Origin of the sequence: Halomonas lysinitropha (assembly GCF_902500215.1) — a bacterium.
Lineage (GTDB): Bacteria > Pseudomonadota > Gammaproteobacteria > Pseudomonadales > Halomonadaceae > Halomonas > Halomonas lysinitropha.
Window position 1 is genome coordinate 230,166 of the sequence record NZ_CABVOU010000039.1, and the last position, 22,808, is coordinate 252,973.

The 22,808-nt window shown below is 65.1% G+C and carries 25 protein-coding genes and 3 tRNA genes; 14 read left to right on the forward strand and 14 right to left on the reverse strand.

Annotated elements, in window-relative coordinates; all coding sequences use genetic code 11:
* Positions 1-91: 91 nt before the first annotated feature.
* The 10 genes from dctP (at position 92) to HALO32_RS12670 (ending at position 10,277) form a co-directional block, all read left to right on the forward strand.
* On the forward strand, positions 92-1,165 hold the full coding sequence (gene dctP, locus HALO32_RS12625) for a TRAP transporter substrate-binding protein DctP (RefSeq protein WP_151444222.1): 1,074 nt from the start codon (positions 92-94) through the stop codon (positions 1,163-1,165).
* A 72-nt stretch (positions 1,166-1,237) separates the two neighbouring features.
* Complete coding sequence (locus HALO32_RS12630; RefSeq protein ID WP_151444223.1) at positions 1,238-1,783, forward strand: TRAP transporter small permease; 546 nt, start codon at positions 1,238-1,240, stop codon at positions 1,781-1,783.
* Positions 1,780-3,057, forward strand: a complete 1,278-nt coding sequence (locus HALO32_RS12635) for a TRAP transporter large permease (RefSeq protein ID WP_151444224.1) — start codon at positions 1,780-1,782, stop codon at positions 3,055-3,057. Before HALO32_RS12630 ends, HALO32_RS12635 begins: the two co-directional genes overlap by 4 nt.
* Positions 3,058-3,068: 11 nt before the next feature.
* Positions 3,069-4,103 (forward strand): histone deacetylase family protein, encoded by a 1,035-nt coding sequence (locus HALO32_RS12640; RefSeq protein WP_151444558.1) that lies wholly within the window; start codon positions 3,069-3,071, stop codon positions 4,101-4,103.
* Positions 4,104-4,129: 26 nt separating this feature from the next.
* On the forward strand, positions 4,130-4,486 hold the full coding sequence (locus HALO32_RS12645; protein WP_151444225.1) for a RidA family protein: 357 nt from the start codon (positions 4,130-4,132) through the stop codon (positions 4,484-4,486).
* 1 nt (position 4,487) lies between these two features.
* Positions 4,488-5,429, forward strand: coding sequence for a bifunctional Delta(1)-pyrroline-2-carboxylate/Delta(1)-piperideine-2-carboxylate reductase (gene lhpI / locus HALO32_RS12650; RefSeq protein ID WP_151444226.1), 942 nt, complete (start codon positions 4,488-4,490; stop codon positions 5,427-5,429).
* Positions 5,426-6,556, forward strand: a complete 1,131-nt coding sequence (locus HALO32_RS12655) for a class II histone deacetylase (protein ID WP_151444227.1) — start codon at positions 5,426-5,428, stop codon at positions 6,554-6,556. Before lhpI ends, HALO32_RS12655 begins: the two co-directional genes overlap by 4 nt.
* Before the next feature lie 20 nt (positions 6,557-6,576).
* Positions 6,577-7,545 carry a branched-chain amino acid transaminase gene (locus HALO32_RS12660; RefSeq protein WP_151444228.1) on the forward strand — a complete coding sequence of 323 codons (969 nt, stop codon included), beginning with the start codon at positions 6,577-6,579 and terminating at the stop codon, positions 7,543-7,545.
* 73 nt (positions 7,546-7,618) lie between these two features.
* A complete protein-coding gene (locus tag HALO32_RS12665) occupies positions 7,619-8,644 on the forward strand; it encodes an Lnb N-terminal periplasmic domain-containing protein (RefSeq protein ID WP_151444229.1) in 1,026 nt (341 codons plus the stop codon).
* A gap of 283 nt (positions 8,645-8,927) precedes the next feature.
* Positions 8,928-10,277, forward strand: coding sequence for a Na+/H+ antiporter family protein (locus HALO32_RS12670; protein ID WP_151444230.1), 1,350 nt, complete (start codon positions 8,928-8,930; stop codon positions 10,275-10,277).
* On the opposite strand, the gene HALO32_RS12675 is transcribed toward HALO32_RS12670, so the two are convergent.
* From HALO32_RS12675 to HALO32_RS12690, 4 genes are all read right to left on the reverse strand, one after another.
* On the reverse strand, positions 10,272-11,006 hold the full coding sequence (locus HALO32_RS12675) for an RNA methyltransferase (RefSeq protein WP_151444231.1): 735 nt from the start codon (positions 11,004-11,006) through the stop codon (positions 10,272-10,274). The two genes, HALO32_RS12670 and HALO32_RS12675, sit on opposite strands and share 6 nt — an antisense overlap.
* Before the next feature lie 190 nt (positions 11,007-11,196).
* Positions 11,197-12,843 carry a chaperonin GroEL gene (gene groL / locus HALO32_RS12680; protein ID WP_151444232.1) on the reverse strand — a complete coding sequence of 549 codons (1,647 nt, stop codon included), beginning with the start codon at positions 12,841-12,843 and terminating at the stop codon, positions 11,197-11,199.
* A 63-nt stretch (positions 12,844-12,906) separates the two neighbouring features.
* The gene (locus HALO32_RS12685) at positions 12,907-13,200 is read right to left on the reverse strand and encodes a co-chaperone GroES (protein ID WP_133484406.1); all 294 of its coding nucleotides are present in this window, start codon (positions 13,198-13,200) and stop codon (positions 12,907-12,909) included.
* Positions 13,201-13,410: 210 nt separating this feature from the next.
* Positions 13,411-13,935 (reverse strand): FxsA family protein, encoded by a 525-nt coding sequence (locus tag HALO32_RS12690; RefSeq protein WP_151444233.1) that lies wholly within the window; start codon positions 13,933-13,935, stop codon positions 13,411-13,413.
* A gap of 225 nt (positions 13,936-14,160) precedes the next feature.
* Between HALO32_RS12690 and HALO32_RS12695 the strand changes: the two genes are divergently transcribed.
* Positions 14,161-14,922 (forward strand): SDR family oxidoreductase, encoded by a 762-nt coding sequence (locus HALO32_RS12695; protein WP_151444234.1) that lies wholly within the window; start codon positions 14,161-14,163, stop codon positions 14,920-14,922.
* 84 nt (positions 14,923-15,006) lie between these two features.
* Here the strand turns inward: HALO32_RS12695 and HALO32_RS12700 are convergent, their stop codons facing one another.
* Positions 15,007-15,288 carry a ComEA family DNA-binding protein gene (locus tag HALO32_RS12700; protein WP_151444235.1) on the reverse strand — a complete coding sequence of 94 codons (282 nt, stop codon included), beginning with the start codon at positions 15,286-15,288 and terminating at the stop codon, positions 15,007-15,009.
* Positions 15,289-15,532: 244 nt separating this feature from the next.
* On the opposite strand from HALO32_RS12700, the gene pyrF reads away from it, so the two are divergent.
* On the forward strand, positions 15,533-16,234 hold the full coding sequence (gene pyrF, locus HALO32_RS12705; RefSeq protein WP_151444236.1) for an orotidine-5'-phosphate decarboxylase: 702 nt from the start codon (positions 15,533-15,535) through the stop codon (positions 16,232-16,234).
* 6 nt (positions 16,235-16,240) lie between these two features.
* Here the strand turns inward: pyrF and lapB are convergent, their stop codons facing one another.
* Genes lapB through HALO32_RS12720 form a run of 3 tightly spaced genes read right to left on the reverse strand, consistent with a single transcriptional unit; the run spans position 16,241 to position 18,081 of the window.
* Positions 16,241-17,425 carry a lipopolysaccharide assembly protein LapB gene (gene lapB, locus HALO32_RS12710; protein WP_151444237.1) on the reverse strand — a complete coding sequence of 395 codons (1,185 nt, stop codon included), beginning with the start codon at positions 17,423-17,425 and terminating at the stop codon, positions 16,241-16,243.
* Between the two features lies 1 nt (position 17,426).
* The gene (locus HALO32_RS12715) at positions 17,427-17,732 is read right to left on the reverse strand and encodes a lipopolysaccharide assembly protein LapA domain-containing protein (RefSeq protein ID WP_089713164.1); all 306 of its coding nucleotides are present in this window, start codon (positions 17,730-17,732) and stop codon (positions 17,427-17,429) included.
* A gap of 52 nt (positions 17,733-17,784) precedes the next feature.
* Positions 17,785-18,081 carry an integration host factor subunit beta gene (locus tag HALO32_RS12720; protein WP_089849146.1) on the reverse strand — a complete coding sequence of 99 codons (297 nt, stop codon included), beginning with the start codon at positions 18,079-18,081 and terminating at the stop codon, positions 17,785-17,787.
* Positions 18,082-18,304: 223 nt separating this feature from the next.
* Between HALO32_RS12720 and HALO32_RS12725 the strand changes: the two genes are divergently transcribed.
* Together HALO32_RS12725 and HALO32_RS12730 are read left to right on the forward strand one after the other, a co-directional pair.
* Positions 18,305-18,598, forward strand: a complete 294-nt coding sequence (locus HALO32_RS12725) for an FAD assembly factor SdhE (RefSeq protein WP_151444238.1) — start codon at positions 18,305-18,307, stop codon at positions 18,596-18,598.
* Complete coding sequence (locus HALO32_RS12730; RefSeq protein ID WP_325063458.1) at positions 18,558-18,956, forward strand: protein YgfX; 399 nt, start codon at positions 18,558-18,560, stop codon at positions 18,954-18,956. Before HALO32_RS12725 ends, HALO32_RS12730 begins: the two co-directional genes overlap by 41 nt.
* Before the next feature lie 48 nt (positions 18,957-19,004).
* On the opposite strand, the gene nadB is transcribed toward HALO32_RS12730, so the two are convergent.
* The 6 genes from nadB to pgsA all read right to left on the reverse strand — a co-directional run bounded on the left by nadB (position 19,005) and on the right by pgsA (position 22,777).
* On the reverse strand, positions 19,005-20,576 hold the full coding sequence (nadB, locus tag HALO32_RS12735; RefSeq protein ID WP_151444240.1) for an L-aspartate oxidase: 1,572 nt from the start codon (positions 20,574-20,576) through the stop codon (positions 19,005-19,007).
* Positions 20,573-21,718, reverse strand: coding sequence for an FUSC family protein (locus HALO32_RS12740; protein WP_151444241.1), 1,146 nt, complete (start codon positions 21,716-21,718; stop codon positions 20,573-20,575). The genes nadB and HALO32_RS12740 overlap by 4 nt, the downstream gene beginning before the upstream one ends.
* A gap of 58 nt (positions 21,719-21,776) precedes the next feature.
* Positions 21,777-21,863: transfer RNA gene (locus tag HALO32_RS12745), tRNA-Leu, on the reverse strand.
* A 35-nt stretch (positions 21,864-21,898) separates the two neighbouring features.
* A tRNA-Cys gene (locus HALO32_RS12750) sits at positions 21,899-21,972 on the reverse strand.
* 119 nt (positions 21,973-22,091) lie between these two features.
* Positions 22,092-22,166: transfer RNA gene (locus tag HALO32_RS12755), tRNA-Gly, on the reverse strand.
* 59 nt (positions 22,167-22,225) lie between these two features.
* The gene (pgsA, locus tag HALO32_RS12760) at positions 22,226-22,777 is read right to left on the reverse strand and encodes a CDP-diacylglycerol--glycerol-3-phosphate 3-phosphatidyltransferase (protein WP_151444242.1); all 552 of its coding nucleotides are present in this window, start codon (positions 22,775-22,777) and stop codon (positions 22,226-22,228) included.
* Between the last annotated feature and the right edge of the window lie 31 nt (positions 22,778-22,808).

The following is a 22,808-nucleotide window of genomic DNA, read 5'->3' on the forward strand; positions in this document are numbered from 1 at the left end:
AAGAACAGCTGTCTCGTTGTGTCCTCCATAGGGAGAGCGAGACAGACTCGTGACAAAGACAAGACAATGACAAAATGACGAGAGGTTGACCATGAAAGCGAAGACACTCCCCGGCGCTCTGGCACTGGCTGCATTGCCCCTGGCCATCGCCAGCACGCAGGTTCAGGCCCAGTCCACGGAAATGGCGATCGCTACCATTCTCCCGGAGAACATGAGCAACAACGAGGTCTATCCGGCGCTGGTGCACTTCAAGAACCTGGTCGAGACCCGCACCGATGGTGAGGTGACGGTCTCGATCTTCGGCAACAGCCAGCTGGGTTCCGAGGTGGAGACCGCTTCCGAGGTCCAGGGCGGCCGTACCCTGCAATCCACGATCATCACCACTGGTGCCATGTCGTCCTTCTACGACGATTACCAGATGATGACTGCCCCCTTCATCTTCGACAACTGGCGCCAGGCCTGGACCTTCTTCGATAGCGAGTGGTTTGCCGACTTCATGTCGGGGACCATCGAGGAAGCCGATATGCGCTATCTCGGTACCTTCGATGACGGTGGCGGCTTCGTGGCCTTCACCAACAACGAGCGCCCGATCAAGACCGTGGAGGACCTCGAGGGGCTCAATATCCGCACCGAGGAGAATCCGGGGCACGTCGCCATCATGAAGTCGCTGGGCGCCTCGGCCACCCCACTGCCCTGGGGCGAGGTGATTACCGCTCTGGAGACGGGCCTCGCCGATGGTCAGTTCAACGCGCCGGTACTCAATGTCACCTATAACTTCGACGAGGTAACGGACTACACCACGCTCACCGGCCACGTCTACAACAGTGCTGCCTGGCTGGTCAGCGAGGAGTGGTTCCAGAGCCTGAGCGAGGCGCATCAGGAGGCCATTGTCACCTCCGCCCGCGAGGCCGTCGCCATCGGCCATGGCATGTCCGGCGCGCTGGCCACGGCCAGCTGGCAACAGTCCTGCGAGCGCTTCGAGGAGTGCTACATCATGCCCCCCGAAGAGCGTCAGCGCATGGCGGAGATCGCCACGCCGGCATGGAGGGACTGGATCGTCAATGACTTCGGCATCGAGGCCGACAAGGTCGATGCCTTCCTCGCGGAAGTGGCCCGGGTCGGTGAAGAGGTGCAGGAATCCGACGTGGCCGTCTATGGCCGCTGAAGCTCGACTCTGATCCGTCCCGTCGACCGGCCGGATTGACCGGTCGGTCGACGCTGCCTGTGAGGTGATCCGATGCACCTGCTTCAATCCCTGCGTCGCTTGAGTGACGTGGTCAATCAGGTAGCGATCGTGACGTGTGTGGCCTGTGTGCTGTTCATGCTGGGCATCTCCTTCACGGCCTTCCTCTACAAGCTGGCCACCGGCAGTACCCTGAGCTGGACCTACTCCCTGGCGCGGCTCTTCCTGCCCTGGATCGGCTTTCTCTCCATGACCATCTCGCTGCGCTACGGCGAGCACGTGGCCATGACGCTGCTGGTGCGCAGCCTGCCACGGGCACTGCTCAAGGTGGCGGCAGGGCTTTGCCTCGCCGTCATCGCGCTGTTCGCCCTGATGCTGGTCTGGTACGGCTGGGTCTTCTTCGAGGGAGCCAGCCAGGTCTACATGGTGTCCGACCAGATCCAGATTTCCGGCAAGGTCACTGCCATCGTGGTGCCGATCAGCGGGGTCATCATCCTGCTGCACCTGGTGCAGGGCTTCGACCTGCTGGAACACTTCATCGACGATGAGACCGTGATCGAGGAGCTCATCGATGCCAATGACATGGAGGAGCGCTCATGACGCCTGCGATCATTGCCTTCGTCGTGCTTCTCCTGATCGGCGCCCCGGTGGCCGTGGTGATGGCCATGTCGGGGTTGGCCGGCGGTTTCGCCATGGGGGGCGAGCGCATGCTCGGCATCATTGCCGATCGCATGTTCGCCGGCGTCTCGGGCTTTCTGTTGATCGCCGTGCCCTACTTCATCTTCACCGCCGAGCTGATGAATCAGGGCGGCCTGACCCAGAAGCTGATCGCCTTCAACAACGCCCTCTTCGGCCGGGTGCGCGGGGCGCTGTCCCACGTCAACATCTCGGTATCGGTGTTCTTCGCCGGCCTGACCGGGGCGGCGATCACTGACACCGTGGCCATCGGCAAGATCATGATTCCCGAGATGAAGAAACAGGGTTACGACGCGGAGTACGCCGCGGCGATCACCGCCTGTTCGTCGATCATCGGACCCATCATCCCGCCCAGCGTGGTGATGGTGGTCTATGCCACCCTGCTGCGTGACATCTCGGTGATCGACCTCTTCGCCGGCGGGATCATTCCCGGCCTGCTGATGGCCCTGGCCCTGCTCGCGGTGAGCTTCTTCCTGGCCTGGAAACGGGGCTATCCCAAGCAGGCGCCCACGCCGTTCAAGTTGGCAGTCGTGGCCTTCCTGGTGGCCCTGCCCGCCATGGTCGTGCCGCTGATCATCCTCGGCGGCATCCTCTCGGGGATGACCACCATTACCGAGGCCTCCGGGTTCGCCGCCGTCTATGCCATCGCCATTGGCGTGGTCTTCTACCGCAGCCTCACCTGGCGCAAGATCTGGCACGCCCTGGTGGTGACGGTTCGCTTCTCGGGGGTGGTGTTCTTTCTGCTGGCAACCTCGGCGGTGCTCGGCTGGTTCGTCACCCGCTCCGGCATCGCCCGTGAGGCGGCGGGCCTGATCACCACCTTCAGCGACTCGACCTTTCTGCAACTGCTGCTGGTCTGTGCCTTGTTGATCCTGGTCGGTACCATCATGGACGTTCTGCCGGCGCTGGTGGTGGTGGCCCCCGTGCTGGTGCCGGCGATGATCCAGCTGGGCGTGGACCCGCTGCACTTCGCCATCCTGATGATCGTGGTGCTCAATATCTCCAACGTCACGCCTCCGGTGGGGATGACGTTGATGACGGCAGCGAGGATTGCCAACGTGCCCTTCGAACGGGCGATCATTGCCTCGCTGCCGTTCTATGTCGCCTTCATCGTGGTGATCCTGCTGCTGGTCACCTTTCCGTCGCTCTCCACCTGGATTCCCTCACTGCTGGGCTAAGGAACCCCATGATCAAGCTCTTCTACCATCCCGATCAGGAGCGACATGCGCCGCCGACCTTCCTGCTGCGCGGTCGGCCGGTGGCCTCGCCGGAAGGGCCGGTGCGGGCCGAACTGCTGACACGGGGACTGGCGTCCCTGGGCCTCTCCATGACACCACCCACCGAGGTCGACAGCGCGCGGTTGAGAGACCGCCTGGCCAGGATCCATGTACCGCGCTATCTCGATTTCCTCGAGACCATCCATGCCCGTTGGCGGGCGCTGCCGGATGCTGCCGAGATCGTGGCGCCCAACGTCCACCCCTGCGGGGGCGGGCACCACTACCCTCGGCACCCGGTGGGTCTGGTGGGCTGGCACATGCATGACATGGCCTGCCCGATGACCGCCGACAGCTTTGCCGGCATCCTGGCCAGCGCCGCCAGCGCCGAGGCCGCCGCCGACGCCGTGCTGACCGGCGAGCCCTCGGCCTATGCGCTGTGTCGACCGCCGGGCCACCATGCCGGCCCCGAGCGGGCCGGCGGTTTCTGCTTCCTCAACAACTCGGCGCTGGCCGCCACGGTGCTGCGCGAGCACCACGAGCGGGTGGCGATCCTCGACATGGATCTCCACCACGGCAACGGCACCCAGGACATCTTCTACGACCGCGGTGATGTCTGGACCGGTTCGCTGCATGCCGACCCCGGCGACTTCTATCCCTTCTTCTGGGGCGGAGCCGACGAGCTCGGTGAAGGCGACGGGCAGGGGGCCAACGTCAATCTGCCGCTGCCCCTGGGCAGCGATGGCGCGACCTTCCTGGCGACCCTGGACCGCCTGATCGAACGCCTGGCCGCCTTCCGGCCCCAGGCGCTGGTGGTGGCCCTGGGGCTCGATGCCCACAAGGACGACCCGCTGGCCGGCCTGGCCCTGGAGACCGAGGACTTCACCGAGATCGGGCGGCGCCTGGCCGCCATCGACCTGCCCACCGTGCTGGTGCAGGAGGGGGGGTACCCCACCCAGCACCTGGGCGATAACTTGGCCGCCCTGCTGGGCGGCTATACCGCAGCCTGACTGCCATCCTGACGAGAGAGCACGCCATGACCGTTACCTATCATGACAGCAATGCCCGCATGAGCCAGATCACCGTGCACAACGGCACCGTCTACCTGGCCGGCCAGGTGCCGTCCGACCCCTCTGCGGACATGCGCGGCCAGACCGAGCAGGTGCTGGCCCGCATTGATGACCTGCTGGCCAAGGCCGGCACTTCCAAGGAGCACCTGGTTGCCGCCCAGATCTGGGTCACCAGCATGGCCGAATTCGACCAGATGAACGCCGCCTGGGACGGCTGGGTAGTTCCCGGTCGCCCGCCGGCACGTGCCGCCGTCGAGGCCAAGCTCGCCAAGCCCGAGTGGAAGGTGGAAATCATGGTCACCGCGGCGCTGCCGGAGGCCTGAGATGCGCATCATCACTGCCGATGAGGTGTCGGCCTCGCTGGCCTGGCCCGCGCTGGTCGAGCGGCTGGCCACGACCTTTCGCGAAGGGGTGGAGTCGCCGCCTCGTCACCACCACGCCATGCATCGCCCCGATGGCGAGGCCACCATGCTGCTGATGCCAGCCTGGGAGCGGGCCGGCTACATCGGCGTGAAGATGGTCAATGTCTTCCCGCAGAACGCTGATCATGGGCTCCCGGCCATCGCCGGCGTCTACCTGCTCAGCGAGGGTGCCCATGGGCGCCCCCTGGCCTGCATCGACGGCAGCGAACTGACCCGACGGCGCACCGCGGCGGCCTCGGCCCTGGCGGCCCGGGAGCTGGCCCGAGACGATGCCGCGACCCTGCTGGTGGTGGGCACCGGCAAGCTGGCCCCCATGGTGATCGAGGCGCATGCCGCGGTGCGGCCCATCACCCGGGTGCGGGTGTGGGGACGTAACCCCGCCAAGGCCGAGCAATTGGCTGCCGACTATGCCGACCGCTTCGACAGCGCCGCGGTCACCGACCTCGAGGCGGCGACCGGCGAGGCGGATATCATCAGCTGCGTGACGCTCTCCACCGCGCCGCTGATCCGGGGTGACTGGCTCGCACCCGGCACCCACCTCGACCTGATCGGGGCGTTCCGGCCGACCATGCGCGAGACCGATGCCGAGTGTCTGGCCCGTAGCGAGGTGTTCGTCGATACCTATGCCGGGGCGCAGGGCGAGGCGGGCGACATCCTGCAGGCGATCGACGAGGGAGGCTTCGCCTTCGACGCCATCCGCGGCGACCTCGCCGAGTTGCTGCGTGGCGAGCGGCCCGGGCGCTCCTCGGCCGATGCCATCACGCTGTTCAAGTCGGTGGGCGCGTCGCTGGAGGACCTGGCCGCGGCCATCGAGGTCTGGGAACAGCAGGAGGGCCGCGGATGACAGCGGCGCGAACCGATGCGCCGACCACGGGGTTTTTCTGGCACGAGCGCTGCTTCTGGCACGATCCGGGGGCCATCGGGGTCTTCTCGGCCCCCGGCGAGTTCCTGCAGCCGCAGCCGGCCTCGGAGAGCGCGGAGAGCAAGCGGCGGCTGAAGAACCTGCTGGAAGTCTCCGGACTGATCGATGAGCTGGCGGTGCGCAAGCCACCGCCGGCCACCCGCGAGGCTCTCGAGCGCTTCCATACGCCTCGCTATCTGGAGGCGCTGGCGGCCGGCGACCGAGGACGCGGCGGCGATGGCGGCGATTGCGCCCCCTACACACCGGGTAGCCTGGCCGCTGCACGCCAGGCGGTGGGCCTGGCTATCGCCGCGGTAGACGCCGTGGCCAGTGGCGAGTTGCAGCGCGCCTACGCGCTCTGTCGTCCTCCGGGGCATCACGCCGAGGCTGACCAGGGGCGGGGCTTCTGCCTGCTGGGCAACATTCCGGTGGCCGTGATGCGGGCGCGTGCCCTGGGGCAGGTGGGGCGCGTGGCGATCCTCGACTGGGACGTGCACCACGGCAACGGACAGCAGGCGGCCTTCTATTCCGATCCCGAGGTGTTGACGGTCTCGATCCACCAGGCGGGCAACTTCCCCCTCGACACCGGCACGTTCGAGGAGCAGGGGGAGGGGGCCGGCAAAGGCGCCTGCCTCAATCTGCCGCTGCCGCCGGGCTGCGGTCTCGGGGCCTATGAGCACGCCATGAGCGAGCTGGTGCTGCCGGCGATCGAGGCCTTCGCGCCCGACCTGATCGTGGTGGCCTGCGGCTATGACGCCTGTGCCAAGGATCCGCTGGGCAAGATGCTGCTCAATAGCGGCGCCTTCGCGCGCATGACTCGCCAGGTTTGCGAGCTGGCCGAACGCCGCTGCCAGGGCCGACTGGTGATGGTCCACGAGGGTGGCTATTCGGAGGGCTATGTCCCACTGTGCGGTCACGCGGTCGTCCAGGCCCTTGCCGGCAGCGCCATTGCGGTACCCGACCCCCAGGATGAGGAAATCGCCGCCTGGCCCTACCAGGCCCTGCAGCCCCACCAGCGCGAGCTGATCGACGGCTGGCGCAAGGCCTGGGCCGCGGCCGGTCGCCTCTGATTCGAAAGGAACGCAACTCCATGACACCTCTCTACGACCGCGACGGCTGGCTCTGGCATGATGGCGAATGGCTGACGTGGCGCGATGCCCGCACCCATATGCTGACGCATACCCTCCACTACGGCATGGGCTGCTTCGAGGGCGTGCGTGCCTACGATGGTCCAAGGGGCGCCCACCTGTTCCGGGTGGTGGAGCACACCCGTCGGCTGCTGGATAGCGCTCATGCCCTGGATATCCCGCTGTCTTTCGATGATGAGGCGCTGATACAGGCCCAGCGCCAGTGTCTGGTGCGCAACGGCCTGACCAATGCCTACCTCAAGCCGACGGTCTACCTCGGTGCCGAGGGCCTGGGGCTGCGGGCCAAGGGGCTTTCCGTGCACGTGATGATTGCCGCCTGGGACCTGGGAGACTACATCTCTCCGGAGGCCGCATCGATCGGCCTGCGTGCGCTGACCTCCTCCTGGGCGCGCCATCATGTCAACATCAGCCTCTGTCGCTCCAAGACCAACGGCCACTATGTCAACTCGATGCTGGCGCTCAACACCGCCGTGAAAGCGGGCTTCGACGAGACGATCATGCTCGACCCGGAGGGCTATGTCGCCGAGGCCTCGGCGGCCAATATCTTCCTGCTGCGCGATGGCGTGCTGCATACCCCTGAGGTGACCTCCTGCCTGCAGGGCATCACCCGCGACAGCGTGATTCATCTGGCGCGTGAGGTGCTGGGCATCGAGGTTCGCGAGCGGCGTATCACCCGCGACGAGCTCTACATTGCCGACGAGGCCTTCGTCACCGGCACCGCGGCCGAGTTGCTGCCCTTGCGCGAGCTCGATGGTCGGCACATCGGTGCCCGGGCTGGGGCGCCGCCGCCGGACAAACCCATCGCCGAGGCGTCGCTGACCGCCCGGCTGCAGCGGCTCTACCACCGTGTCACCCGAGGCGAGCTCGGCGACGACCTGCAGGGCTTCGCCGGTTGGCTGACCGGCGCCTGAGCCGCCAGCCGCCGTTGGCCTCCAGCCCAGCCAGCTCTGATAGCCTCGCGATAGCCTGTTCGCAAGGGGAGCGATGATCTTGGTCCTGCTGGATGGCATCCTTCGCCTGGCGCTGCTGCTCGCTACCCTCTGGGGAGCGCTGGCCCTGGGTCATCGCCTGGCACTGCCACGCCTAGGGCGGTGGCTGGTGGTAGGACTCTGGCTGCTCGCGGGAGGTGTCTGGCTGTGGCTGGCCTGGCAGGGGGCGCGGCTGGGTCCGCTTGCCGCCATGGCGGTGCAGATGATGGCGCTGCTGGCCTGGTGGCGGCGTCTTACGCCGGCGAAACATCGCGACTGGGCCGAGGACGTCGCCTATCTGGCGACCGGCGATGTCGAGGGCGACCGGCTGACCCTGCATCACGTACGTCACTTCGATTGGCAGTCCCCGGACAAGGCGCGCGGCGGCTGGGAGCGACGCGTCTACGACCTGCATCGCCTGAAGGCGGTCGATCTGTTCGTCTCGAGCTGGGGGCGGCCGGGTATCGCCCACGTACTGGTTTCCTTCAGCTTTTCCGGCGAGACGCCGGCCGATGACGATTTCGTGGCCTTCTCGGTCGAGGTGCGTCGCGAACGCCACGAGCGTTTCTCGGAGATCGCTGGCTTCTTCAAGCAGTATGAGCTGGCGATCATCGCCGCCGACGAACGCGATGCAGTCCGCCTGCGCAGCAACGTGCGTGGAGAGCGGGTGACCCTTTACCACGTCACCCTGTCTTACGAGGCCCGCCAAGAATTGCTGCTGGCGCTGGTGACGGCGGCTAACGATCTGGCGCGCGAGCCGCGCTTCTACCACACCATCACCGCCAACTGCACCACTCTGATATTCGTCATGATGCGACGGATCATCGGGGGTCTGCCGCTGGATCATCGCCTTCTGCTCAGCGCCTTGTTGCCAGGCTACATTCACGACCATGGTGGCCTGGTGCCTGGCCACTCCCTGCATGAGCTGCGCCGGCGTGGGGATGTCACCGAGCGTGCCCGTCAGGCGGGTGATGCCCCGGACTTCTCACGGCGTATCCGTCGAGGCGTTCCCGGCTGGGAGTCCCTGGATCGCCAGCCATGAAAACGCCACGACGCGGGCGTCGTGGCGACATCTCTCCTCCCTGGGCATCGTCCCGATGCCGTTCTCCCTGGCAGGGCGTCCAGCCCCCTCGCATCCCTGGCGACGTGCTCGGCAGTATCCCTTGCCTGTCCCCGACACTATCGTCGATTCCCGTGACAGCGGTGTGATGCTCCGTTGACGGTGGCATGACATCGGGGTGAGGTGCCGCGGCAGGTCCAGTAGCCTTCTGGTAGAATCCTGCGCCGTTTCATCTCAATCCAACTCCTTTTTCGGGAAAGCTGTCATGAATGCAGTAATCATTGCGGTGCTGGTGATGGTGGGCCTGTCGCTGGCACGGGTCTCGGTGGTCTTTGCCCTGGTGGTGGGTGCGTTGGTCGGGGGGCTGGTTGGCGGGCTTTCCATCGAGGCGACCCTGGCCGCCTTCAACGACGGAGTGGGTGGGGGCGCCAAGGTAGCGCTGGCCTATGCCACCCTCGGCGCTTTCGCGGTGGCGATCTCGCGCTCGGGGCTGCCGGACCTGTTGGCCAAGCGCCTGATCGCCCTGCTGGGGCAGGAGGCTACCGTTGACCGGAAGGCCGTGGTCAAGTATCTGTTGCTCGGTGCAGTGCTGCTGGTGGCAATCTCCTCCCAGAATCTGATTCCGGTGCACATCGCCTTCATCCCCATTCTGATCCCGCCGCTGCTCAAGGTGATGAACCAGCTGCGCCTGGATCGCCGAGCCGTGGCCTGCGCACTGACCTTCGGTCTGACAGCCCCCTACATGCTGCTGCCGGTGGGCTTCGGGGCCATCTTTCTCAATGACATCCTGCTGGCCAACATCAATCAGGCCGGTGAGGCGCTGGGACTCGAGATCAGTCGGGGGATGGTGCCCCTGGCCATGGGCGTGCCGGTGGGTGGCATGGCACTCGGTCTGCTGGTGGCGGTGTTCATCAGCTACCGGCGGCCCCGCGACTACGAGGCCCTGGATGTGGCCACCACCAACATGCCGCACCATCATCCGGAGACCCACGAACCTCACACCTTGGGACTGATGATGTCGGTGCTGGCCATCGTCGCTGCCCTGGGCATCCAGCTCTACACTGGCTCCATGGTGCTGGGTGGCCTGGTAGGTTTTGCCCTGCTGTCCGTGGGTGGCATCTTCAAGTGGCGGGAGGCCGATGACCTTTTCACCAGCGGGATGCGCATGATGGCGCTGATCGGCTTCATCATGATCTCCGCCTCGGGCTTCGCTGCGGTGATGACCGCCACCGGCCAGATCGAGACCCTGGTGGCTTCCAGCGTGGAAGTGATCGGCGACAACCGCGGCCTGGCCGCGCTGCTGATGCTGCTGGTGGGGCTATTCATTACCCTGGGTATCGGCTCGTCGTTCTCCACCATTCCGATCATTGCGGCGATCTTCGTGCCCCTGGCGGTGCAGTTCGGTTTCTCGCCGCTCGCCACCGTGGCGCTGGTGGGCACCGCCGCGGCGCTGGGCGACGCCGGCTCGCCCGCCTCGGATTCCACCCTGGGGCCCACCTCGGGGCTCAATGTCGACCGCCAGCACGATCACATCTGGGATAGCGTGGTGCCGACCTTCCTGCACTACAACATCCCGCTGATCGCCTTCGGCTGGCTGGCGGCGATGACGTTATGAATCCGGCAGGTGACGCTCCAGCGAGGCGAGCAGGCCGCGCAGCAGCGAGAGCTCGCGGCGCGAGGGTTGGGCGCGGGCGAACAGGGACTCGAGCTGATCCTCGGTGCGGGCATGGGGCTGGGTGATGAAGCCGCTGCTCTGCATCACCCGCGAGAGATGCGCCTGGAAGTGACCGAGCTGCTCGCGTGTCGGCTGGCGCTCCTGCGCCGGCCGCGGTGAGCGGTAGCCGCTGTCGGGGCGGCGTCGCCAGGCGGTGAAGAGCTCGTGGGCCAGGACCTGCACCGCCTGGGCGAGGTTGAGGATGCCGTAGTCGGGATTGGCGGGGATGCTCACCTGGTGGCTGCAGCAGCGGATCTCGTCATTGGTCAGGCCGAAGCGCTCGCGACCGAACACCAGGGCCACCGGATCATGGCCGGCCTGCTCCACCAGTTCCCGGGCCATCTCGTCGGGTTCGTCGAAGTGCGGCAGCGGCAGGCTGCGCAGGCGCGCGCTGGCCCCGACGACCTGGACGCAGTCGCTGACCGCCTCGGACAGCGAGCCGACCACTCGGGCATTGTCGACCAGATTCTCTGCGCCCGCGGCCAGTCGCGAGGCTTCGGGGTCGGGAAACTGGCGGGGATTGACCAGCACCAGGTCGGTCAGGCCCATGGTCTTCATGGCCCGCGCCGAGGCGCCGATATTGCCGGGATGGTAGGTCTGGACGAGGACGATACGGATGTTCGATAGCATGGGCAGGCGACTGGCGTCAGGTGATGAGCGTGGAGGCGTATCTTACCGCGCCAAGCCGCCAAGCCGCCAAGCCGCCAGATCCGGGTTTCCTGGCGCTTGTAGCTCGGCGCTTTGCGCTGGCCACAAAAAACCCCGCCGGCTTTCACCGGCGGGGTCTGTCTCAGGCTAGGCCTGGGGCAGGGGGCTGGCGTTACATCATGCCGCCCATGCCACCCATACCACCCATGCCGCCCATGTCGCCGCCACCGGCTTCCTTCTCGTCCGGGTCGTCGGCGATCATGCACTCGGTGGTGATCATGAGGCCGGCGACGGAGCCAGCGGACTGCAGGGCAGAACGGGTCACCTTGGCCGGGTCCAGCACGCCCATCTCGAACAGGTCGCCGAACTCGCCGGTCTGAGCGTTGTAGCCGTAGTTGCCTTCCCCATCCTTCACCTTGTTGAGGATGACGGAGGCTTCTTCGCCGGCATTGGTCACGATCTGGCGCAGCGGAGATTCCAGGGCCCGCACGGTCAGCGCGATGCCGTGGTTCTGGTCCTCGTTGTCGCCCCTGGTCGCAGCGACCTTGGCCAGGATGCGCACCAGGGCGGTACCGCCACCGGGCACCACGCCTTCCTCGACGGCGGCACGAGTGGAGTGCAGGGCATCCTCGACGCGAGCCTTCTTCTCCTTCATCTCGATCTCGGTGGCGGCACCGACACGAATGACGGCGACACCGCCGGCGAGCTTGGCGACGCGCTCCTGAAGCTTCTCGCGATCGTAGTCGGAGGAAGTTTCCTCGATCTGCGCGCGGATCTGGCCGACGCGGGCCTCGATATCACCGTCCTGGCCGGCACCATCGATGATGGTGGTGTTCTCCTTGGACATGGTCACGCGCTTGGCGGTGCCCAGGTGATCCAGGGTTGCCTGCTCGAGGGTCAGGCCGACCTCCTCGGAGATCACGGTGCCGCCGGTGAGGATGGCGATATCCTGCAGCATGGCCTTGCGGCGGTCACCGAAGCCCGGTGCCTTGGCGGCTGCGACCTTGACGATGCCGCGCATGGTGTTGACTACCAGGGTGGCCAGCGCCTCGCCTTCGATGTCCTCGGACACGATCACCAGCGGCTTGCCGGCCTTGGCGACGGCTTCCAGCGTCGGCAGCAGCTCGCGGATGTTGGAGATCTTCTTGTCGACCAGCAGGATGTAGGGGTCTTCCAGCTCGACCGCCATGGTGTCCTGGTTGGTGACGAAGTAGGGCGACAGGTAGCCACGATCGAACTGCATGCCTTCCACGACATCCAGTTCGTCTTCGAAGCCGCGGCCTTCATCGACGGTGATCACGCCTTCCTTGCCGACTTTCTCCATGGCCTCGGCGATGATCTCACCGATGCGGGCGTCGCCATTGGCGGAGATGGTACCGACCTGGGCGATGGCCTTGGAGTCGGTGCAGGGCACGGACAGGGCCTGGACTTCCTTGACGGCCGACGTGATGGCTTGATCGATGCCGCGCTTGAGATCCATCGGGTTCATGCCCGCGGTCACGGACTTCATGCCTTCGGTAACGATGGCTTGGGCCAGTACGGTCGCGGTGGTGGTACCGTCGCCGGCCACGTCGGACGTCTTGGAGGCGACTTCCTTGACCATCTGTGCGCCCATGTTCTCGAACTTGTCCTTAAGTTCGATCTCCTTGGCCACGGAAACACCATCCTTGGTCACGGTCGGGGCGCCGAAGGACTTCTCCAGTACCACGTTGCGACCTTTCGGTCCGAGGGTAACCTTGACGGCGTTGGCCAGGACATCGATACCACGCGCCATGCGCTTGCGGGCATCATCAGAGAACTTGACTTGTTTTGCTGCCATTTTCGTATATTTCCTGTGAGTTCGTGAACGTCAGTATCGAACAGTTGCGGGTCGTGTCCGAGTTCAGCCTTCGACAACAGCCAGAATGTCGGACTCGCTCATGATCAGCACTTCTTCGCCGTCGATCTTCTGCTTCTCGACGCCAAAGCCATCCTTGAAGATCACGGTGTCACCGACCTTGACGTCGAGCGGGCGGACATCGCCATTGTCGAGGATCCGGCCGTTACCGGCAGCTAGGACCTCGCCGCGAGTCGGCTTTTCCTGGGCGTTTCCCGGAAGCACGATGCCGCCAGCGGTCTTCTGTTCTTCTTCAACGCGACGGATCACGACGCGATCGTGCAAGGGGCGGATGTTCATTGCTCACGTTCTCCTGATGGTTTGCAGTGCCAGGGCGTTGCCCAGGCGGTTTTCATCATCAACCCGCAGTCAAGCTGCGAGGTGGAGGCGAGGTTCGCCTTCCGTGTCGATGGCCCGGGGGTTAGCCCGTGCCGAATCCTGATGCTGTCGGATAAGTGGGGCTCTGCATTGGCCTTTCAAGGCCCCAGCCGAAAATTTTTTGTGTCCGGCTCAACGTGAGTCGTCACGCGAGATGAACTCGCCTTCCAGGGGCTCGTTTTTCCGGCCGCTGTGGGCTTCCCCGTTTTGCGCCCCGTCGGATGCCCGACCTGGCCCCGCCTGCTGCCAGTCGGCATCCGAGCCGCGGCGTGGGCGATAGGTTTCGGCATGCACATGCAGCCCCTTCACGCGTACCCCCACCCAGGCCAGCATCCTGGCCAGCTGACGTCGTGCATTGGGGATCAGACACATGAACCCCAGCGCATCGGAGAGGAAGCCGGGCGCCATCAGCAGCGCACCGCCGAAGATCAGTGCCGCACCGGTCAGCAGCTCGCCCGAGGGAATCTCTCCCTGGGCCATGCGCTCCTGGGCACGGGCGAAGGTAGCCACGCCTTCCCGGCGGATGAGGTGCAAGCCGATGAAACCGGTGGCGAGGACCAGTAGCAGGGTGCTCAGCAGGCCGATATGGCTGCCGACGGAGAAGAGGATGACGAAGTCGAGCAGTGCGAAGAGGGTAAAGATGACGAGAAAGGGCATGATGACTCCGCGTGTGACAGTTCCGCAGGTGATTGGGGCGGGGCGAGGGAATTCAAGCCACCGCCGTGTCGTGATGAAGTGATGGAAAGTCCTTCCACGATTCGTTATGGTAATGGTGCAGTGCATCATAATGATGATGATACACCAGCAGCTGGTACCCCCCTGCCGGCGGCTGCCCGGCAATCGCGCCGACAGCGCGACTCCCCATCTCCCGGAGAAGTGCCTATGAAACTCGACAACACCGTCATCGCCATCACCGGCGGCGCCCGTGGCCTCGGCCTGGCAATGGCAAGCCAGCTCGGTGCGCAGGGAGCGAAGCTTGCCCTGATGGACATGGATGGCAATGCCCTGGACAGCGCCGTTTCCACCCTGCACGACGAGGGAGTCGAGGCCCGTGGCTTCGTGGTCAACGTAGCCGATGAAGCATCCGTGAAACAGGCGTTCGGCGATATCGCGTTATCGCTGGGCCCTATCCAGGGTCTGGTCAACAATGCGGGAATCGTGCGCGACGGCCTGCTGGTCAAGGCCAGGGAGGGCAAGGTGGAGAAGACCCTGCCGGTGGAGCAGTGGCAACAGGTGATCGACGTCAATCTGACAGGCGTTTTCCTCTGCGGACGCGAGGCGTCGGTACAGATGATAGAGGCGGGCCATCAGGGCGTTATCGTCAATATCTCGAGCATTTCTCGGGCCGGTAACATGGGCCAGAGCAACTATGCCGCGGCCAAGGCCGGCGTGGTGGCGCTGACCACGACCTGGGCAACCGAGCTGGCACGCTACGGTATTCGCGTGGGGGCGGTGGCACCGGGGTTCATCGAGACGGACATGACGGCCTCGATGCGTCAGGACATGCTCGACAAGCTGACAGCAGGTGTACCGCTCCAACGGCTCGGTCAGCCCGAGGACATCGCCGAGAGCGTGGCCTTCATCATGACCAATGACTACTTCACGGGGCGCGTGATCGAGTGTGACGGCGGTTTGCGACTCTAGCCATCTCGATAGCAGTAATTGCCCGACGAAAGATAACGCCGGCCTTGCGGCCGGCGTCGTCGGGACTGACAGACATTCCTGCGCTTAGAATGTCACCTGGTCGGCGAGCCCCTCCACGGTGGCGTCGCCAATGCCGCTGACCCGCGTCAGGTCCTCGGCGCTCTCATAGGGACCCTTGGCTTCCCGGTCCTCGATAATCGCGGCTGCACGCGTTTCCCCGATGCCCGGTAGTTCGGCCAGTAATTCGGCATCGGCACTGTTGACGTTGATCGGCTCCATCTCCTGAGCGACGGCACAAAGCGGTGCAAGACCCAATATCAGGGCGACGAGACTGGCCCCTAACAGGGTTTGAATCCTCTTATTCATGTTACTTCCTCCCTTGATGGAATCGCATCCTCGGCGGGTGCCTTTTTCAAGCTAGCCGTGAATGGACGAAAATCCCTTGGGTCTTCTGCCCATTTACATGTAGGACACGACTTCAATGGTCCGTCGCCTTGGCTTTCAGGTGAGAGGTGACGTCGCCGTTTTCAGATCGGAGATCTCGTACCGATTCCGTCAGGCATGGCTGGTATACTCTATCGACGATTTCCTCTTGCCAGGAGCCCGGTTCGTGTCTACCGATTCCCCTCTCATCATCGCCCTCGACTATGCCTCCCTGGACGCTGCCCTGTGCATGGCCGATCGCCTCGATCCCTCACGGTGCCGACTGAAGGTGGGCAAGGAGCTCTTTACTCGCAGCGGCCCTGAGGTGCTCGATGCCCTGCATGGCCGCGGCTTCGAGGTATTCCTGGATCTCAAGTTCCACGACATTCCCAACACCGTCGCCGGGGCGGTTCAGGCCGCCGCAGAGCAAGGCGTATGGATGGTCAACGTCCATGCCAGCGGTGGTCGACGGATGATGGAGGCGGCACGCGAGCGCCTGGATCGTCAGGGGCTGACAACCCGGCTAATCGCGGTAACGGTGCTGACGAGCATGGAAGCTGCCGACCTGTCCGATATTGGTATTGATGCCTCCCCCGCCGAACAGGTCGAGCGCCTGGCAGTGCTAGCCAGGGAGAGTGGCATGGACGGGGTGGTCTGTTCGGCGCAGGAAGCGTCACGTCTGCGCGGTCTATGCGGCGACGCGTTCTTGAAGGTCACGCCCGGCATTCGGCCAAGCTTCGCCGTGCACGGTGACCAGCGTCGTGTCATGGCCCCGGCGGATGCCATGGCCGCTGGCAGCACCCATCTGGTGGTGGGGAGACCGGTGACCCAGGCCGAGCACCCCATGGCTGCCCTGGCCGCCATAGAGTCCGAACTGGGCGGCGTTTGAGCCTGGTCACTCCCCTTCGATGCCGATGATCGGCTTGGTCGTGCCCCAGTTGCGGCAGCGCGGGCACTGCCAGCGCAGTCGTTCGCCCGAGAAACCGCAGCGCCGACAGCGGTGGCGAGGCAGGGCCTGTACCAGGGTATGGATATGCTGCTGCAGGACGGCGAGACGCTCGTCCTCATTCTCCTTGGCGTCGTGCCGATAGAGCGACAGCAGGTAGTGTACGGCGCCCAGGCTTGGCTCTCGCTCGAGTTGCCGGATGACAAGCAACAGGGCATCCCGGTCATCGCCATGATGATGACGCAGTGTCTCGGCCAGCCGGGTGATCACGCTGGTGCTGGGTGACTGATCGAGAAGTTCCCGCAGGCAGCGGATCAGCCCCTCCTCGTCGTCCAGCAGGCGATAGGCGCGGGTCAGAGGGTCGAGGATGGCTGGAGTGAAGGCGGGGTCCTGGTCGGGAATTCGCCTGAGCAGCCGGATGGCCGGCTTGTAGTGGCCGGTCTCGTGCTCCATGGCGGCCAGCAGTAGATTGGCGCGCACGCAGCGGGGGTCGGTGGTCAGCGCCTGGCGCAGATGGCGCCGGGCCAGAACGGGGCTGGCCGAATGACGCTCCTGTTCAGCCAGCTCGCACAGCCAGTGCGCCGCCGCGCGGCGGATGTCGTCGTGCTGGCGGACAAGCCTTGGCAGGGCGACATCCAGTGCGGCCCGCCATTCTCCCTCACGTTCCAGCAGGTCGACCAGTAGCCGCCTCGCCGTATCGCGCAGTTCGTCGTCCTGGCAGTCGCGCACCAGGCTCTGCAGCAGGCGCTCGGCGCGGTCCAGCAGCCCCAGGGCAAGAAAGTCGCGGGAGAGCTCGAGCTGTACCCTGTCGCTCTGCCCGGCGGTCAGTGTCGGGCGGGCGAGGAGGTTCTGGTGGATCTTCAGGGCACGGTCAGCTTCCCCGCGGGTTCGAAAGAGGTTGCCCAGCGCCAGGTGGGTCTCGATGGTTTCGCTGTTGACCTCCAGAGCGCCGATGAAGGTTTCGATGGCCCTGTCCTGCTGGTCATTGAGCAGGTAGTTGAGGCCGACGAAGTAGTCCCGCGGCAGCGCCGATGGCACTGAGGTCCTGCCGGATTCCTGACGCTCCCGGCGGCCCAACCACCAGCCGATGGCGACAGCCACCACCAGCATGGCCAGCAGGAAAACATCGGGCATCCTAGGGGAGTTCCTTCATCTCCTGGACACGCAGGCGATCAAGCTCCTTGCGCTGCTGCTGGTTGTGCCGCTGGGCACGGGTCAGCAGGGTGCGCAGGCGCAGGTAGACGCCGCTCATGGCGAGCATGCCCAACAGCACACCCACGGCAAGCGAAGCCAGCAGCCAGACGGAGAGCGAGGCTGCAGGCAGCTCGATCCAGATCAGGTTGAGGGGCAGGGCCTGCTGGTTGTTGACGGCAAAGAGGATGCCGATCAGCAGCACCACCAGCAGGATGATGGCCAGGATCAGGCCTTTTAGCCAACGCATGTGCTTGTTCCCATGTCGGTTGAAGGAGAGTCGGCGGTCGCGGGGGCGCCGCTCAGTAGCCGAGCGCGCGGCTGGCATCCACCTGTTCGCGCAGCTCCTTGCCGGGCTTGAAGTGTGGCACGAACTTGCCGTCGAGTGCGACTGGTTCCCCTGTCTTGGGGTTGCGGCCCACCCGAGGTTCCCGGTAGTGCAGCGAAAAGCTGCCAAAGCCGCGGATCTCCACGCGTCCTCCCTCGGACAGAGTATCGGTAATGTCATCGAGGATCAGGCGTACCGCCGCCTCGACTTCCTTGACCGACAGCTCCGGCTGTCGCATGGCGATCTGTTCGATCAGTTCGGACTTGGTCATCGGCTCTACTCCGTGCGGTCCTGCCTGGGTCGACGCGATCCCGGCGTTGTTGTTTTTCCAAAGCATACTGTGCAAGTGTCGAGAAAACAACGCACTACGACCTTTTCTCGAATCCGAGGGCTGAGCGTGGGCCGAGTAAGGACAGCGAGGGTCCGACAGGCTGCCGGCAGGGCAGGGCTCGGGTATACTGGAGCCACACTCATTCGACACAACGAGGCCGACCTTGAGCGACGATTCGTCTCCGGAAGCCATCCTCCGCAAGCGTCTCTACTGGCACTCGCGTCGTGGCATGTGGGAGCTTGACCTGCTGTTGATCCCTTTCCTCGAGCAGTGCTATGGCGAGCTGGACGAGGCCGACCGGGCGGCCTTCCGATCATTGATCGAGGAGGAGGATCAGGACCTGTTCGCCTGGTTGATGCGCCGCGAGTGGCCCGAGGATTCGGCCCGGCGGCGCATCGTCAAGATGATCGTCGAGCATGCCGAGACCACCGACAACGATCGCTATCGCAACCTCTAGGCTGTCGCTGGCTGCCCACGGCCTGGTGGCCGTGTCCATTGTCGGTCTCTTGGCGGCAATGGCACCCCCCTGGACCGCCGTGCTGGCGGTCTTGGTGCTGGGTGGGGTATGGCTGACCCTGGCGAGGCGCCGTTCGTCTGGGGAGTTGCGTGCCACGCCGAAGGCGGCCGGTGGTGTGGTCTGGTCATGGCGAGACAGCGCCGGCCAGGCCTGGCGGCCGGTGAGTCTGCGCTGCGACTATCTCGGCCCCTGGCTGATCGGCTTGAGGGTCGAGGGACGGCGGTTGTGGCTGTGGCCCGACAGCAGCGATGCCGAATCGCTTCGCCGCCTTCGTCGGGAACTGTCTCCGCTTCCTTGAAGACCTCTCGTGAAAACTCGGGGTTGCCGCCCGGAGGGGAGCAGCGGATCACATCTCCTCAAGCTGGATTCGCGAAGGGTGCGGGGTCTCATCACCATGTATCGGGCAGTCCGGATTGAAGTGAAGTCCCCGTGACTCGCGTCGTGCGCGGGCGCAGTCCACGCTCAGGCGCGCCAGGCGAAGAGCATGCCAGAGGTTCGTCAGGGGGACCGAGGGCGCGGCACTCCTTACCTGGGGGGCGAGGCGGTCATGCAGCTGTGCCAGACCCCGGGCAGCCTCGTTCAGCCCCTGATCGGTGCGCACGATGGCCATGCGGGCACTCATCAGTTGACGCATTGCCTCGCGGATCTCCTCGATGCTTTCCAGGGAGACCTTCTGACTGCCCCACAGCGCCGGGGCCAGTTTGGCAATCGGCAGGGTGTCGGCAGTCTGGAGTCGTCGTGCACAGCTGCGGGCATAGACAAGGCACTCCAGCAGGGAGTTGCTGGCCATGCGGTTGGCCCCGTGCAGGCCGGTGCAGGCCACCTCGCCGATGGCGTGCAGCCGCGGGACCGTGGTGGCGCCATCCAGGTAGGTGGTGACTCCACCACAGCTGTAGTGGGCTGCGGGCACGACCGGGATCGGCTGATGCACGATGTCGAGCCCGCGACTGGTGCAGTGGGCGTGGATGGTCGGGAAGTGGTGACGGATGGCAGTTTCGCCGAGATGACGGATGTCCAGAAAGACATGATCGCTGCCGGTGCGCTGCTTCTCGGCATCAATGGCCCGGGCAACGATATCACGAGGTGCCAGCTCGGCTCGGGGGTCCAGCGCTGGCATGAAGCGCTCACCCAAGGCGTTGATCAACAGCCCGCCCTCGCCGCGTACCGCCTCACTGATCAGGAAGGCAGGGCCTTCGGGATCAAAGAGGCAGGTAGGGTGGAACTGCTGGAACTCCAGATTCATCAGTTCGGCGCCGAGTTCGGCAGCCATCATCATACCTTCCCCGCTGGCGGGTTGGGGGCTGGTGGTATGACGGTAGAGGCCGCTGGCTCCTCCGGTGGCGAGCACGGTGTCATCGGCCAACAGCTCATGAAGGCGGCCGTCGGTGTCCAGACAGCGCGCCCCTCGGCAGTGGCCCTCGCTGTCGCCGATCAGGCCGATGGCAGTGAGATCGCCGTACTTCCCGATATTGGGGTGGGCGTCCACATGTTGCCTGAGGGTCTCGACCACGGCCCGGCCAGTCGCATCGTCGGCGTGGATGATACGCCGTGCGCCATGCCCCCCCTCGCGGGTGAGGTGGTAAGGATAGCCGGTATCGGGACTCGTGTCCGGCGTGAAGGGAACGCCCAGCGACAGCAGCCATTCGATCGCCGAAGGCCCCTGCTCCACGGTGAAGCGCACTGCTCGCTCGTCGCACAGGCCATCGCCTGCCACCAGGGTGTCGGCGATATGGGCCTCTACGTCGTCCTGAGGAGAGAGCACAGCGGCGATACCGCCCTGGGCCCAGCGGCTGGCGCCCTGGTCATCGCTGGCCGGCCGCAGCAGCGTGACCCGGCGGTGGTCGGCCACCTCCAGGGCGAGTGCCAGTCCGGCGACCCCGCCGCCGATGACCAGCACTTCATGCTTGCCGTCTGTCATCTGCCGTTCCTTCTTTGCTTGGCGGCTGCCGCGATGCCGGAGGGGTTCTCGGTGAGCCCGTGATGGGGCGCTCGGCGACGCAGTCGCCGGCTGGGTAGACGTTCCAGGCCACCCAGGCGCCGTGCGAGGTCGGCGGTCAGGCGTGCCAGCTCTCGATTGAGCCACAGGTAGCCGCTGGGACTGAACAGCATGCGGCCATCGGCGGACCGGCCATTGCCGGCCTGTTCGGCGTGGCGTTGCAGCTCGAAGGGGGTGATGGTCACGTCGATGGGCTGGCCGGTCCGCACCTGGAAGGCCAGGGTGCCGATGCCGCGAGCCAGGGTATGCTGCTCTTCGCGAAGGCCGGCCATGGCGTCGATGCGATCATGTCCATCCCGGCTTGTCCAGTGAGTCTCGAGCAGCAGCTCGATGGTGGAGAGCATACGCCGCTGTAGCGAGATCAGGTCATCAAGCTCCTGGCGGCTCAGTCGTCTTTCACGATGGATGGCATCTACCAGGCCTCGCTGCTTGACCAAAAGGCTGCTGGTGGCCTTGAGGGTCTCGCGGGCATCGATGTCGGGGGCCGCCGTGGCCGAGGTGTGAACATGATAGAGACGGGCCATGCCGTCGAGGTTATCGGCCAGCATGAAGCGCAGCATGTCGGTGGCCTTCTGCGGCAGTACCAGCAACGTGACGGTGATGCCTACCAGGGTGCCGAGCAGCACGTCGAAGGCGCGCCACAGGGCGATATCAAGCTCCCGGGTGCCGTCTCCGATCACCAGCAGCAGGCTGATCGCGAACATCAGGCCGCTGTAGCCATGCCGGTTGCTGAAGGTCAGCCAGGTGGCAACGGCGATGCCGGCCAGGGCGGCAAGGGGAGCGAGTGGCGGCCAGGGCAGCGGCAGCAGGATCAGCAGCAGGCCCCAGCCAGCGCCGAGCAGGGTCCCCAGCAGCCGCTGGCGTCCCTTGTCGAGCACACCGCCGATATGCGGAAGATTGCCCATCACCATGATGGTGCTGACCAGTGCCCAGCCGCTGTGCTGGACGGCGAAGAACTCGATGATGCTAAAGGTGATGCATAGTGCCATCACGATGCGCAGCACATGCAGCTTGCGCCGGTGCTGGTAATTAAAATAGGGGTCGCGCAGGCGAGGCAGGATCATGTCATGGCGTCCCGTTGGAGGGTCGCGCCCGACGCTTGCGGGAAGGGTGCTGAAAAGCTGGTGCCCGGAGCCGGGCTCGAACCGGCACGGTGTTGCCACCGAGGGATTTTAAGTCCCTTGCGTCTACCAATTTCGCCATCCGGGCGGCACGGTTCCGAGCGGGGGCAGTGGGGGGAGTGATGGAGGCTGGAGTCGGAATCGAACCGGCGTACACGGAGTTGCAGTCCGCTGCATAACCACTCTGCCATCCAGCCTCATGAGTCGTGCCATTCGTGGGGAATGGAGCGGGAAACGAGATTCGATCGGACCGGCGCACCGGCTCGCGACCCTCGCAGTCGCACGCAATGACTCTTGTTACTGCTTTTTTCGAGTCTGGAGCGGGAAACGAGATTCGAACTCGCGACCCTCGCCTTGGCAAGGCGATGCTCTACCACTGAGCTATTCCCGCCTGACTCGAGAGCGAATTATACGGATAAGTCGGTGACTGTCAAACATTTTCCACTCCCTTCAGCGCATCGAGCTGCTCAGGTGCGGCCATGCCGCCTTGAGATAGAGGAACATCGACCAGAGGGTCAGCAGGGCCGCGACATACAGGATCACGACGCCCAGCAGAGCGATAGGGGTGCCCGGGGGGAAGGCCAGCAGCACCAGAAGAGCGACCATCTGCAAGGTGGTCTTGACCTTGCCGATCCACGATACGGCCACCTGGCCGCGCTTGCCCATCTCGGCCATCCACTCGCGCAGCGCCGAGATGACGATCTCACGGCCGATGATCACCAGCGCCGGCAGGGTCAGCCAGATGGCCTCGTAGCGCTCGATCAGCAGGGCCAGGGCCACGGCCACCATCAGCTTGTCGGCGACCGGATCGAGGAAGGCGCCGAAGGGGGTGGACTGGTCCCAGCGCCGGGCCAGGTAGCCGTCGAGCCAGTCGGTTACCGCGGCCAGTGCGAACAGGGCGGCGGCCAGTGGCATGCTCCAGTTGAAGGGCAGATAGAACAGCACCACCAGCAGCGGGATGAAGAGGATTCTGGCCAGGGTGAGCAGGTTGGGGATATTCATCGGGAGGTGCGATCCTTGCCTTGGGAGATAC

What these genes read in the sequence shown, in the direction of transcription:
- HALO32_RS12660 (WP_151444228.1), top strand. Translation starts at nt 6,577, where the DNA reads ATGACACCTCTCTACGACCGCGACGGCTGGCTCTGGCATGATGGCGAA.
- HALO32_RS12700 (WP_151444235.1), bottom strand. Translation starts at nt 15,288, where the DNA reads ATGAATAAGAGGATTCAAACCCTGTTAGGGGCCAGTCTCGTCGCCCTG.
- dctP (WP_151444222.1), top strand. Translation starts at nt 92, where the DNA reads ATGAAAGCGAAGACACTCCCCGGCGCTCTGGCACTGGCTGCATTGCCC.
- HALO32_RS12655 (WP_151444227.1), top strand. Translation starts at nt 5,426, where the DNA reads ATGACAGCGGCGCGAACCGATGCGCCGACCACGGGGTTTTTCTGGCAC.
- groL (WP_151444232.1), bottom strand. Translation starts at nt 12,843, where the DNA reads ATGGCAGCAAAACAAGTCAAGTTCTCTGATGATGCCCGCAAGCGCATG.
- HALO32_RS12665 (WP_151444229.1), top strand. Translation starts at nt 7,619, where the DNA reads ATGATCTTGGTCCTGCTGGATGGCATCCTTCGCCTGGCGCTGCTGCTC.
- pgsA (WP_151444242.1), bottom strand. Translation starts at nt 22,777, where the DNA reads ATGAATATCCCCAACCTGCTCACCCTGGCCAGAATCCTCTTCATCCCG.
- HALO32_RS12690 (WP_151444233.1), bottom strand. Translation starts at nt 13,935, where the DNA reads ATGCCCTTTCTCGTCATCTTTACCCTCTTCGCACTGCTCGACTTCGTC.
- HALO32_RS12730 (WP_325063458.1), top strand. Translation starts at nt 18,558, where the DNA reads ATGCCGAGACCACCGACAACGATCGCTATCGCAACCTCTAGGCTGTCG.
- lapB (WP_151444237.1), bottom strand. Translation starts at nt 17,425, where the DNA reads ATGCCCGATGTTTTCCTGCTGGCCATGCTGGTGGTGGCTGTCGCCATC.
- HALO32_RS12695 (WP_151444234.1), top strand. Translation starts at nt 14,161, where the DNA reads ATGAAACTCGACAACACCGTCATCGCCATCACCGGCGGCGCCCGTGGC.
- HALO32_RS12715 (WP_089713164.1), bottom strand. Translation starts at nt 17,732, where the DNA reads ATGCGTTGGCTAAAAGGCCTGATCCTGGCCATCATCCTGCTGGTGGTG.
- nadB (WP_151444240.1), bottom strand. Translation starts at nt 20,576, where the DNA reads ATGACAGACGGCAAGCATGAAGTGCTGGTCATCGGCGGCGGGGTCGCC.
- lhpI (WP_151444226.1), top strand. Translation starts at nt 4,488, where the DNA reads ATGCGCATCATCACTGCCGATGAGGTGTCGGCCTCGCTGGCCTGGCCC.
- HALO32_RS12685 (WP_133484406.1), bottom strand. Translation starts at nt 13,200, where the DNA reads ATGAACATCCGCCCCTTGCACGATCGCGTCGTGATCCGTCGCGTTGAA.
- HALO32_RS12675 (WP_151444231.1), bottom strand. Translation starts at nt 11,006, where the DNA reads ATGCTATCGAACATCCGTATCGTCCTCGTCCAGACCTACCATCCCGGC.
- HALO32_RS12740 (WP_151444241.1), bottom strand. Translation starts at nt 21,718, where the DNA reads ATGATCCTGCCTCGCCTGCGCGACCCCTATTTTAATTACCAGCACCGG.
- HALO32_RS12635 (WP_151444224.1), top strand. Translation starts at nt 1,780, where the DNA reads ATGACGCCTGCGATCATTGCCTTCGTCGTGCTTCTCCTGATCGGCGCC.
- HALO32_RS12720 (WP_089849146.1), bottom strand. Translation starts at nt 18,081, where the DNA reads ATGACCAAGTCCGAACTGATCGAACAGATCGCCATGCGACAGCCGGAG.
- HALO32_RS12670 (WP_151444230.1), top strand. Translation starts at nt 8,928, where the DNA reads ATGAATGCAGTAATCATTGCGGTGCTGGTGATGGTGGGCCTGTCGCTG.
- HALO32_RS12630 (WP_151444223.1), top strand. Translation starts at nt 1,238, where the DNA reads ATGCACCTGCTTCAATCCCTGCGTCGCTTGAGTGACGTGGTCAATCAG.
- HALO32_RS12645 (WP_151444225.1), top strand. Translation starts at nt 4,130, where the DNA reads ATGACCGTTACCTATCATGACAGCAATGCCCGCATGAGCCAGATCACC.